This window comes from Micromonospora acroterricola (genome assembly GCF_003172955.1).
Lineage (GTDB): Bacteria > Actinomycetota > Actinomycetes > Mycobacteriales > Micromonosporaceae > Micromonospora > Micromonospora acroterricola.
Genome location: NZ_QGKR01000238.1, coordinates 1 through 11,520, shown reverse-complemented (window position 1 = coordinate 11,520; position 11,520 = coordinate 1). Strand labels below are relative to the sequence as shown.

At 73.3% G+C, this 11,520-nt stretch carries 10 protein-coding genes and 1 pseudogene; 5 read left to right on the top strand and 6 right to left on the bottom strand.

All coding sequences use genetic code 11. From position 1 onward, the window contains the following. Nucleotides 1–2,321, top strand: a 2,321-nt coding sequence (locus DKT68_RS21340; RefSeq protein ID WP_109819180.1) for a M28 family peptidase, incomplete at its 5' end; no start/stop codon positions are given. Nucleotides 2,322–2,426: 105 nt separating this feature from the next. On the opposite strand, the gene DKT68_RS21335 is transcribed toward DKT68_RS21340, so the two are convergent. Further along, entirely contained in the window at nt 2,427–2,915 is a 489-nt protein-coding gene (locus DKT68_RS21335; protein WP_109819179.1) for a hypothetical protein, read from the bottom strand. Nucleotides 2,916–3,197: 282 nt separating this feature from the next. On the opposite strand from DKT68_RS21335, the gene DKT68_RS21330 reads away from it, so the two are divergent. Then, entirely contained in the window at nt 3,198–5,369 is a 2,172-nt protein-coding gene (locus DKT68_RS21330) for a tetratricopeptide repeat protein (RefSeq protein WP_109819178.1), read from the top strand. A gap of 75 nt (nt 5,370–5,444) precedes the next feature. Here the strand turns inward: DKT68_RS21330 and DKT68_RS21325 are convergent, their stop codons facing one another. Then, on the bottom strand, nt 5,445–6,386 hold the full coding sequence (locus DKT68_RS21325) for a threonine/serine dehydratase (RefSeq protein WP_109819177.1): 942 nt from the start codon (nt 6,384–6,386) through the stop codon (nt 5,445–5,447). Nucleotides 6,387–6,403: 17 nt separating this feature from the next. Next, the gene (locus DKT68_RS21320) at nt 6,404–7,201 is read right to left on the bottom strand and encodes a 2OG-Fe(II)-dependent halogenase WelO5 family protein (RefSeq protein WP_109819176.1); all 798 of its coding nucleotides are present in this window, start codon (nt 7,199–7,201) and stop codon (nt 6,404–6,406) included. A gap of 234 nt (nt 7,202–7,435) precedes the next feature. Here DKT68_RS21320 and DKT68_RS21315 point away from each other — a divergent pair, with 234 nt between their 5' ends. Then, complete coding sequence (locus DKT68_RS21315; protein ID WP_109819175.1) at nt 7,436–7,684, top strand: hypothetical protein; 249 nt, start codon at nt 7,436–7,438, stop codon at nt 7,682–7,684. A gap of 34 nt (nt 7,685–7,718) precedes the next feature. On the opposite strand, the gene DKT68_RS21310 is transcribed toward DKT68_RS21315, so the two are convergent. From DKT68_RS21310 to DKT68_RS21300, 3 genes are all read right to left on the bottom strand, one after another. After that, nucleotides 7,719–7,973: a Smr/MutS family protein gene (locus tag DKT68_RS21310; protein ID WP_007465523.1), complete on the bottom strand. Its 255-nt coding sequence runs from the start codon at nt 7,971–7,973 to the stop codon at nt 7,719–7,721. A gap of 121 nt (nt 7,974–8,094) precedes the next feature. Beyond that, complete coding sequence (locus DKT68_RS21305; protein WP_109819174.1) at nt 8,095–8,463, bottom strand: tetratricopeptide repeat protein; 369 nt, start codon at nt 8,461–8,463, stop codon at nt 8,095–8,097. A gap of 107 nt (nt 8,464–8,570) precedes the next feature. Beyond that, nucleotides 8,571–9,341: an ROK family protein gene (locus DKT68_RS21300; protein ID WP_109819173.1), complete on the bottom strand. Its 771-nt coding sequence runs from the start codon at nt 9,339–9,341 to the stop codon at nt 8,571–8,573. Nucleotides 9,342–9,403: 62 nt separating this feature from the next. Between DKT68_RS21300 and DKT68_RS21295 the strand changes: the two genes are divergently transcribed. After that, nucleotides 9,404–11,041, top strand: coding sequence for an ABC-F family ATP-binding cassette domain-containing protein (locus DKT68_RS21295; protein ID WP_109819172.1), 1,638 nt, complete (start codon nt 9,404–9,406; stop codon nt 11,039–11,041). Nucleotides 11,042–11,079: 38 nt separating this feature from the next. Next, nucleotides 11,080–11,325, top strand: a pseudogene (locus DKT68_RS21290) (hypothetical protein); the annotation flags it as partial. Between the last annotated feature and the right edge of the window lie 195 nt (nt 11,326–11,520).

Below are 11,520 nucleotides of genomic sequence, written 5' to 3'. Positions count from 1 at the left end.
TCGCGGCCGCCGCGGCCGCCCTCATCGCGCTGGCCGCCGTCGGTGCCGGCAGCCTGCTCGACCTGCGCACCCCGGCACCGACGCGGGCCGACGCGCCGGCGGACGAGTTCAGCGCTGGCCGGGCGTACGAGGACGTCCAGGTCATCGCGGCCCGGACGCACGTCGCCGGCAGCCCGGCCAACGACCAGGTCCGCGCGCACATCGAGCAGCAGTTGCGCGGGCTGGGCCTGGAGACCGAGGTGCAGGACACGGTCGCCCCGGAGGCCGGTCAGCTCAGCGGGGCCGCGGGCGGGGCCACCCTGGCCCGGGTACGCAACGTCGTGGCCCGGCTGCCCGGCACCGATTCGACCGGTCGGGTGTTCCTGGTCGCCCACTACGACTCGGTGCAGACCGGGCCGGGCGGCAACGACGACGCCGCCGGCACCTCGACCATCCTGGAGGTGGCCCGGGCACTGGCCGCAGGCCCCCGTCCGCGCAACGACATCGTGTTCGTGCTGACCGACGCCGAGGAGGCGTGCCTCTGCGGCGCGTCGGCGTTCGCCGCCAGCCACCCGCTGGCGGCCGACGGCGGGGTGGTGCTCAACCTGGAGGCGCGCGGCTCCACCGGCCCGGTGATCATGTTCGAGACGTCGCGGAACAACGCGAAGCTGGTGGACGTCTTCGGCCGGGCCGCCCCCCACCCGGTCGGCACCTCGTTCGCGGTGGAGATCTACCGCGCGCTGCCCAACGACACCGACTTCACGGCGTTCCTGGACCGGAAGTTCGTCGGGCTGAACTCGGCGTACATCGACGGCGGCGCGATCTACCACACGCCGCTGGACACGCCGGCGGCCATGGACCGGGGCAGCCTCCAGCAGCACGGGGACAACGCGCTGGGCCTGGCCCGGGAGTTCGGCCGTACCGACCTGACCGACCTGCGCTCCGGGCACGACGCCACCTACTTCCCGGTCCCCGGCGGGCTGGTCCACTACCCCGGCTGGCTCACCCTTCCGCTGGCCCTTCTCGCGGTGCTCGCGGTGGCCGCGCTGGGCTGGCTGATCCGCCGGCGGGGCCGCGCCGGCGCCGGCCGGCTGGCCGCCGGCTTCGGGCTGGCCCTGGTGCCCATCGTGGCCGCTCCGCTGGCCGCGCAGCTGCTCTGGATGGCGATCACCGCGATCCGGCCGGGGTACGCCGAACTGCTCGACCCGTACCGGCCGATCTGGTACCGGCTGGCCGTGCTGGCGCTCGCCGCCGCGATCCTGTTCACCTGGTACGTGCTGACCCGTCGCCGGATCGGGCCGGCCGCGCTCGCCTTCGGCGGGCTGGCCTGGCTGGCCGTACTCGGGGTGCTGCTCGCCGTGGCGGTGCCCGGCGGGGCGTACCTCACCACCCTGCCGGCGCTGGCCGGCGCCCTCGGCGGGCTGGTCGCGCTCGGCACGCGCCAGACCGGGCCGTGGCCGGTGGTGGCGGTGACCGCCGCTGGCGCGGTCGGCGTGGTCATCCTGCTGCCCACCGTGGTGCTGCTCTTCCCCGCGCTGGGGATGGCGATGGGCGGGGTGGCGGCGCTGGTCGCGGTGCTGCTCGGCCTGACCGCGCTGCCGGTGGTCGACCTGCTGCACCCGCAGGCCGGCGGCCAGCGCGGGCTGGTGGCGCTGCGGGCCCGGCGGCTCGCGGTGCTGCCGGCCGGGGCCGCCGCTCTGGCGGCGGTGTTGCTCGCCGGGGTCGGGCTTGCCGTCGACCGGTTCGACGCCGCCCATCCCGCGCCCACCCACCTGATGTACGCGATGGACGCGGGAACCGGCCAGGCCCGCTGGCTCAGCCACGAGACCGACCCGCAGCCGTGGACGGACGGCTACGTGGACGGGGTGACCGACGTCGGCGACGACTTCCCCGGGCTCGGCGACGGTGAGCTGCGGACCGGCCCGGCGCAGCCGGCGAGCCTGCCGGCGCCGAAGCTGGAGGTGCTGGGCGACTCCGGCTCCGACGGCGTACGCACGCTGCGGCTACGGCTCACCCCGCAGCGAGCGGTCCGTCTCGCCACGCTGCACGTCGACACCTCGACCGCCACCGTGCTGCGGGCCGAGGTGGCCGGCCGGTCGGTGCCGGTCGAGCCCCGCGAGGGCAAGTGGGGCTTCGGGCTGGTCTTCCACGCCCCGCCGGCGGAGGGGATCGAGGTCACGTTGACCCTGCGGCCGATCGCCGGGCAGGTGGCACTGAGGGCGATGGACGCCAGCGACGGGCTGGACGCGCTGCCCGGCTTCCGTCCCCGGCCCTCGGCCGTCGGCGTCGTCGGCTCGCACAGCTCCGAGATGCTGGCGGTCGCCCGCACCTATCCCCTCTGACGAACGGTCCGGTGGTCCGGCGAGTATTTCTCCGCCGGACCACCGGCTCGGCGTACCGATCGGGAATGCCGGGGCGGCGCCATTTCGGATCGGGCGAAAATGCGGTCAGCCCACCGCTTCGGGTTGACCGGCACCGCTGCGGCGCCACCGGTTTCCGTCGTGATCGGTGAAGGTGAGATCCACCAGAACGGCGTCAGCCGCTCGTAACCGATGCTCCGCCGTCACGGTGACGAACAGTTCCTGACTCTCCCGCCCGTGAATCCGGCGTACCTGTTTCGCCCCGGCCAGCTCGGTCGGCGTGCCCTCCGGATCGTCCGGTGGGACGAGCAGCGGCAGCACCGTCACGTCCAGCACCGGTGCGTCGCTCTCGTTGGCGACGACCACCCGCAGCACCGAGTTGCCGCGGATCTCGGCGACCGCCGAGACCAACCTGGCCTGGGTGGCCCGTCCCCGCAGCTCGTCGGTGCGGCGGGCACGGATCTCCCGGCGCAGTCCGAGGTAGACGATGAGGACGCTGACGATGGAGCCGACCGCGCCGAACCAGTCCGGCACGGACCCCCAGTCGGCGGTGTCCTGGTATGGCAGCCAGTTCATACGTCCATCGTGGAGGCGCCGGGTGAACGAGGAGCACGGCGGATCGGCCCGAATCAGAACGCGAAACGGAAATCGCGGCACCATTCCGGTCGGCGGGGCGGCCTAAACGGAGAGTGTGCAAGCCAGTACGGGGGTGGATACGCTTGCGGATGACGTGGTGCGCGAAGCAACCCCTCCGACTGTCCACTCAGTGGACTGATCTTTCATTTGCCCGCCACGCAGCACTTTCGCCACCGAAGGGGGACCGCATTGACTGCGGACGTTCCACCCGAGGATGCCGGCGTGCCTCGGCCGGCCTACGACCGGCCGAGTCGGGTCTCCGTCGACCCGCCGCTCGGGCGGCTGGACTGCCCGCTGCACGGGCGTGACGACCTGATCGACGAGATCATGCAGCCGCCGATGGCCGCCGGGGAACTGCCCTCGGTGCACATCCTGTGCGGCATGGGCGGCTCCGGAAAGAGCCACGTCGCCCTGGAGATCGCCCGCCGGGCCCGGGCGGACGGCCGGACCGTCTGGTGGGTGCAGGCGGGCCGGCTCAACTCCGGGATGCGCGAGGTGGTCAGCCAGCTCGGCGCCTCGGAGACGCAGGTCGACCAGGCCTGGGCCGGGATGATCAGCGCGACCGACCTCGTCTGGCGCTACCTCAACCAGGCCGCGCAGCCCTGGCTGCTGATCTTCGACAGTGTCGACGAGCCGGGCACGCTCGGCCCCACCGACGGGGTGCTCGCCGACGGCACCGGTTGGCTGCGCCGCCCGGAGGCCGAGGAGGGCATGGTCCTGGTGACCACCCGGGACGGCAACCGGGCCACCTGGGGCACCTGGTCGACGCTGCACCAGGTCCGCCCGCTCGACGCTGAGGCGGGCGCCCAGGTGCTGATCGACCGGGCCGGCGCGGACGCCGGTGATCCGGCCGACGCGCGGGAGCTGGCCCGGGAGCTGGGTGGGCTGCCGCTGGCGCTACGCGCGGCCGGCAACTACCTGCGGTCGGTCAACGCCAGCCCGGTCTGGCGTGGCTCCTCCACCATCACCACGTTCGCCGACTACCGGGCCGCGGTCGAGCGCCGGTTCCGCTCGCCCCGCGACGCCGCGGACGTCGACCTCGACGAGTCGCTCGGCCTGGAGATCGTCCGCGAGGTCGACGACATCTCGCTGGACCTGCTGGCCCGCCGTCAGCTCCAGCAGAGCCGGCCGCTGCTCAACGTGCTGGCCTGCCTGAGCGTCTCCCAGGTGCCCTACGAGGTGGTGCTCAAGCCGGCCATCCTCGCCGGGTCGCCGCTCTTCGAGGGGCTCACCGGCCGGCAGCGGGTGAAGGTGCTGGAGGGCATCGGCGACCTCGCCCTGGTCGACTTCGACGTCCGGGAGGACGTCACCGACCCCGCCTTCGCGCACGTGTTGTCGCTGCACCCCCTCGTGCACGCGATGTTCCGCGACCGGGACGAGGTCCGTGAGCAGATCGCCGAGTACCACCGGGTGGTCATGAAGCTGCTGCTCGCCGCCACCGAGGGGCTGAGCCCGGACGACTCGGCCGCCTGGGCCAACTGGGACGTGCTGGTGCCGCACCTGGTCGAGGCGGTGCGGGAATACCTGGCGCCGCAGAAGCACAAGCACGACCCCGAGACGGTACGCCGGGCGCTGGAGCTGGCCCGCCTCACCGCCCGCTACCTCATCGCGGTCGGCCTGCCCGGCTCGGCCTTCGACATCCTCGACCCGATCGTGCGCGGCTGCGCCGTGTACGACCACGACCTGGACCGGCCGCAGATCCTGGCGCTGCGCCACGAGCTGGGGCGTACCTGGCTGGAGCGGAACCAGCCGGAGATGGCCGAGCGGGTGCTCCGCGACGTGATCGCGGACCGGACCCGGGTGCTGGGCAGCGACGACGCGGACACGCTGGCCAGCCGGCACAAGCTGACCAAGGCGATCATGGCGCAGCGTCAGTGGCCCGAGGCCGAGTTGGAGCTCCGGCAGATCGTCGCCGCGGAGGACCAGGTCCGCGGTCCGGAGCACTGGGACACCATGGTCGTGCGGCACAGCCTCGCGCTGGCCGTGCTCGCCCAGCACCGGGCGGCCGAGGCCGAAGAGATGCTGCACGCCATCCTGGAGGTCCGGTACCGCACCTGGCCACTCAACCAGCCGGAGACCTGGCAGGCCCGGCACACGCTGGCCCGTTGCATGCAGGCGCAGGGCCGCCTCGACGAGGCGGAGACGGAGCTGCGGGCCACCCTGGCCACCGTGGAGCCCCGGCACGCCGACCGCGGCGAGGTGCTCGCCATCCGAGCCACCCTGGCGGCGGTGCTGCTGCTCCAGGGGCGGCTCGAGACGGCCATCGAGGCGTACGAGCAGCTGCTCGCCGACCGTCGGCGACTGCTCGGGGACACCCACCTGGACACCCTCCAGGTGGAACACGCGCTGCGCCGCCTGCGGGACGGCGACGACACTCCCCCCGCCGGCCGCTGAGCAGCGGGGCGGCCGACGGCGGACGCTGCTCTGGGGCCAGCCGCTGAATCGGACGAGGGCGGCCCGGCGACGGGGTCAGTGCGGCGCGGCCGGCCCCAGGTCGCTCGGGTCGGTGTTGCCGCCGCAGACGATCAGCGCCACCCGCTCCCCCGCCTGCGGCACGTACGCGCCGCCGACAAGTGCGGCCAGCGCGGCGGCGCCACCCAGCTCGGCCGCGACCCGCAGCTCCGACCAGAGCAGCCGGCGCGCCCGCACCAGATCCTCGTCGCCGACCAGCACGGAGACCACCCCGGTCCGGCGGGCCGTGTCGAAGGCGATGTCGCCGATCCGGCGGGCCCCCAGCGAGTCCGTGGCGATGCCACCCACCTCGATGTCGACCGGCCGGCCGGCCTTGAGGGCCGAGTGCAGGGTGGGAATCTGCTCCGGCTCGACGGCGACGACGCGGACCGACCCGTCGAACCAGCTCGCGATGCCCGACACCAGCCCCCCGCCGCCGACCGCGACCAGCACGGTGTCGATCCCGTCCAGTTGCCGCTCCAGCTCCCGGCCCACCGTGCCCTGACCGGCCACCACCTCCGGCTGGTCGTAAGCGTGCACGACCAGCGCGCCACTCTCCGCTGCGCGTTGGCTGCTCGCCGCCAACGCCTCGGCGTAGTGCTGGCCCACCTGCCGCACCTGGGCGCCCAGACCGGCCAGCCGCTGCACCTTCACCGGCGAGGCGGTGACCGGCACGAAGACCTCCGCCGGCACGCCCAACGAGCGGGCCGCGTACGCGACGGCGAGGCCGTGGTTGCCACCCGAGGCGGCGATCACCCCGGCCGGCGGCAGCGACCCCTGGAGCATCCGGTTGAACGCGCCGCGCGGCTTGAACGAGCCGGTGTGCTGGTGCAACTCCAGCTTGAGGCTGAGCAGCCCCGGCACGCCCAGATCGGCGCCGTCGACGGTGAGCACCGGAGTTTCCCGGACCCGCCCCTCGACCAGCGCCGCAGCCGCCTCGACGTCGCTTCTGTCCACCATGGGGAAAACGCCCTTCGCTACGACCAGAGGGCCAGTCGACCGTCGTCGGTGAGCCCGACGAAGCATCCTATGGAGATTCGTCGGCCATCCGTCGCTGGACGCACCGTGTGGTAGTGACGTGGATCGAACAGGAACCCCTCGCCGAGCGTGGGACGCAGGGTCAACGACTGCGCGCCGTCGGCCACCGACTCGTGATAGCCGTACCCGCCCGGAATCCGCAGGTCGTCGTCGTCCGGCTGCCAGCGCCGACGCCACAGCACGGTCTCGCCACCGGCCGGCGGCACCCGGATGTAGATGTTGAACGCCAACTGGGCCACCACGTCGGTGTCGAGCAGCCGCCCGGCGTACTCCCGGACCGCGTCGTCGAAGTGCACCTGGAGGCCGGCGTTGATCTCGCGGACGATGCCGACGTGCATCTCCCGCCGCTGCCGCCGCCCGGGCGCGACGTCCGGCCAGGCGGCCCGGAACGCGGCCAGGCACAGCTCCCGCGGCGCGTCCGACAGGCCCAGCGTGGACCAGCCCTTCTCGGCCGCACGGGCCGCGTCCCAGTAGTCCTCGCGCAGGTCACCGCCATCGCGGTGGTCGTTGATGGCCGGGCCGAACTTGGCGACGACGGGAAAGACCCGGCTCTCGTCGTAGCGGTCCATCGGCGCGGCGGCGAGAGCGGCGGTGATCGCGTGGCAGCGGGCCGCGGAGAGCAGCCCCGGCACCCGGACGGCGGCCAGCCGCCCGGCGACCAGCCCGGCAACGTCCGCCCGGGTGATCATCTCCGATTCGACGGCGACGAAAAGCGGGTCGGTCCTCGGTTGCTGCACGGCGGTCCTCCTTGCGAAAGGTCCCTCACCGGACATGTCGCGCCCCCCGACCCGCGCACCGTGCAATCTACCGACCGGCGGCAAGTTCGGCCGTGACCGCCGACATTGACGGCGACACATGCGGCGAACAGTTTCCGCACTTCCGCGCGCGGCGACCAGGGCGCCGCTACCATCGGCGCAACCGGGGTACGCCAACCGGAGCCGTACGGGCGGTTGGATTCCACCGATCGGAGAATGGTGACGACTTCCGACCTGACGGATGATGCGACTAGTTCGAACGCTGACGAGGAGTTCGATATGGCAGGCGCCGGCCCGACGGATCTTGACATGCAGGTTGACCGCCTGGAGATGGCGCGTCGAATCGCCCGGGAAATGATCGAGTCCGACCATCAGGCACTGGAGCTCGCCGTCCGGCAGCGCCCGCAGTGCTGGTCCCGACGCCCGGTCGGCCACGGCGCGCGCCCGGACGCGAAGGCCCACTGAGCCAGTTCGGCTGCTACTTCCAGCGGCTCGGCTGCTACTTCCACCGGAAGTGCACGAAGAGCCGGCCGAAGTTCTTCGAGTCCTTCTCGACCCGGTGATAGAGCTGCTTGACGTCCTTCTGATCGAGGAATCGCAGCACCCGCTTCTTCAGCTGGCCCGATCCCTTACCAGGGATGATCTCCACGAGGGTGGCCTTCTTCGCCACCGCCTCGTCCATGATCCCGCGCAGCGCGCGGTCGATGTCCTGGCCCTTGTTGAAGATTTCGTGCAGATCCAGCTTGAGCTTCATGCCGCAGCCGCCGGCCGGTCAGGTCCCATGTCCGCCATCCTAGGCACGCCCGGCGGCCCGCCCGCCGGACGACGACGGGGCGGCTCCGAAGGGCCGCCCCGTGCACGTCACCGGTACGCGCTCAGCGCGTGCCGCCCAGGCGGGTCTCCACCCGCTCCAGCGCGATCCGGTAGTCGTCGTTGGCCGCGTACATCGCGGCGGCGATCCGCAGGTGCCGCAACGCGTCCGAGTGCCGGTTCAGCCGCTCCAGCGTCCGGCCCAGCACGTGGTGCGCGTAGTGGTCGCTCGGGTCCCGGTCGACCAGCTCCCGCAGCTGCTCCTCCGCCCGGTTGAGCTGGGCCGACTGGAAGTACGCCCGGGCCAGCAGCTGCCGGACCGCCGCGTTGCCGGGTTCGGCGTCCACGATCGGCTCCAGCAGTCGGGCCGCTCCGCTCGGGTCACCGGCTTCGAAGAACATGGTCGCCCGCCGGTAGTCCGCCAGAAGATCCATCTGCCCACCTCCTCGGATCGCGCCGTCACCAGTTCCGACGCTGGCACAACGCCGGCCGTTTGGCGACTGTTCCCCCGGGTGGATCGCGTCGTTCCGGCGTTCGTGGGTCAGGTGCGGGCGTCCCGGCGCCCGGTAGACAGCTCCCAGGCGCGGACGCCGCCGACGATCCCCGCGGTGTTCGGCACCACCACCACATCGTCGCCCATCCGGGCCAGCTGCTCCGGCCGGATCAGCCGCGAGTTGCCTCCGCCCAGGTAGAGCCGGTCCCAGCGGAACACCGGACGGAGCCCGTCCACGACCTGCCGGATGCGCCGGGACCAGAAGGCGTCGCCGAGCCGGCGGCGCTCCGGCTCGCCCACGTACGTGTCGTAGGTGGTCCCCCAGCGCACGGGCGCGTGGGACAGCTCCAGGTGCGGGGCGAGCACCCCGCCGTCGAAGAGAGCGCTACCCAGCCCGGTGCCCAGGGTCAGCACCAGCTCGCAGCCGGTGCCGGCGACCACCCCGGCACCGTGCACCTCGGCGTCGTTGAGCACCAGCGCGGGCACCCCGAACGCGTCGGCCAGCGCGCCCCGGGCGTCCCAGCCGGACCACTCGGCGAGCAGGTCCGGGTCGACCCGGCTGCGTGGCCCGCTCCGGGTCACGTAGTGCGGTGTGGTCACCACCACGCCGTGCCGGATCATCCCGGGAACGCCGACCGTCAGCCGGTCCGCCGTTGGCAGCCGGAGGCCCAGGTCGAGCAGGGTCCGGACGAACAGCGCAGGCGGCAGCGGGTACGGGGTCGGCACCCGCAGTGGCCGGGCCCGCATCGTGCCCGCCTCGTCGAGCACCGACGCCTTGATGCCCCCGCCTCCGCAGTCGATCGCCAGTGTGGTCACCACGCCGTTGAGTCTGCCCGCTGCCGCCTGCCCGTATGCGGGCGGCCGGATAGGCTGCCGTCCTGATGAGCGCCACGATGATCGTCAAGGACCTGGCCGCCGGGCACGGTGACCGCCCACTCTTCGCCGAACTGGACCTGGTGGTCGCCCCCGGCGACGTGGTCGGCCTGGTCGGGCCGAACGGCGCCGGGAAGTCGACGCTGCTGCGTACCCTCGCCGGGTTGCTGCCGGTGGAGGCCGGCAGCGTCCGGCTCAGCCCGCCCACCGCGACCGTCGGGCACCTACCCCAGGAGCCGGAACGGCGGCCGGGCGAGACGGTGCGCGGTTTCCTGGCCCGGCGGACCGGGGTGACGGCCGCACAGGCCGCGCTGGACGCGGCGACGGAGGCGCTGACCGCCGGGGCGGCGGGCGCCGACGACGCGTACGCCGACGCGCTGGAGCGCTGGCTCGCGCTGGGCGGCGCCGACCTGGACGAACGCGCCGAGCAGGTGAGCGCCGACCTGGGGCTCGCCGTCGACCTGGACCACCCGACGACCGGGCTCTCCGGCGGCCAGGCCGCCCGGGCGGGGCTGGCCTCACTGCTGCTCAGCCGCTACGACGTGTTCCTGCTCGACGAGCCGACCAACGACCTGGACCTGGCCGGGCTGGAGCGGCTGGAGGAGTTCGTCACCGGGCTGCGGGCCGGCACGGTGCTGGTCAGCCACGACCGGGAGTTCCTCACCCGCACGGTGACCCGGGTGCTGGAGTTGGACCTGGCCCAGCAGCAGGTGCGCCACTACGGCGGCGGCTACGCGGCCTACCTGGAGGAGCGCGAGGTGGCCCGCCGGCACGCCCGCGCCGACTTCGAGGAGTACGCGGACACCCGGGCCGGGCTGGAGGCACGAGCCCGGACCCAGCGATCCTGGATGGAGAAGGGCGTCAAGAACGCCCGGCGCAAGGCCACCGACAACGACAAGATCGGCCGCAAGTTCCGCAGTGAGTCGTCCGAGAAGCAGGCGGCCAAGGCCAAGCAGACCGAGCGGCTGATCGAACGGCTCGACGTGGTCGAGGAGCCCCGCAAGGAGTGGGAGCTGCGGATGGAGATCGCCGCCGCGCCCCGCGCCGGCGCCGTCGTGGCCACGCTGCGCGGCGCCGTGGTACGCCGGGGAGGGTTCACCCTCGGGCCGGTGGACCTCCAGATCGACTGGGCGGACCGGGTCGCGGTGACCGGGGCGAACGGCTCGGGCAAGTCCACCCTGCTGGCCGCGTTGCTCGGTCGGCTGCCACTGGACGCCGGCACCGCCGCACTCGGGCCGGGCGTCGTGATCGGCGAGGTGGACCAGGCCAGAGGGCTGTTCCTCGGCGACGCGCCGCTGATCGACGCGTTCCAGGCGGCCGTACCGGAGATGTCGCCGGCGGACGCGCGGACGCTGCTGGCCAAATTCGGGCTGCGCGCGGCGCACGTGCCCCGACCGGCGGCCACCCTCTCCCCCGGTGAGCGGACCCGGGCGGCGTTGGCCCTGCTCCAGGGCCGTGGCGTCAACCTGCTGGTGCTCGACGAGCCCACCAACCACCTGGACCTGCCGGCCATCGAGCAACTGGAATCGGCCCTGGCCAGCTACCCGGGCACGCTGCTGCTGGTCACCCACGACCGGCGGATGCTAGCCGAGATCGAGACGAACCGCCTGCTGCGCGTCGACGCCGGGCGGATCGCCGAGGATTGATCCGTGCCGGCGGGCGACGGCAGGGTGAGAATGACGCCATGCTCAAGTGGGAGTACGCACTGCTGATCCGCCGTCGCCAGGCCGCGACCAACGACCTGGGCTGGGAGGTCGTCTTCGTCTGGTACGGCCCGGACGGCTCGATGATCGACGTGACGCCGTACGGCGACACCGCGCTGGCCCACCTCAACCGGGCCGGCGACCAGGGCTGGGAGTTGGTCGCGATGAGCGAGGACCCATCCCTGCCCGGCAACAACGAGTTGCACCGCTACCACCTCAAGCGGCCGAAGCCGGCCACCCCGCCACCCCGCCAGCGGATGCGCGGTGGCGGTCGGCCGGGCCGCCGTACCCTCTCCGGCTGACCGCCCTGCCCCACGCGACCCGCCGCCGGCGCGCGGCCTGGGCCACCCGTCGCGGCGCCGGGTGCTGCGGCCACGCTCCGGCGGGCTAAGCGGGCTAAGCGGGCTAAGCGGGCTAGGCGG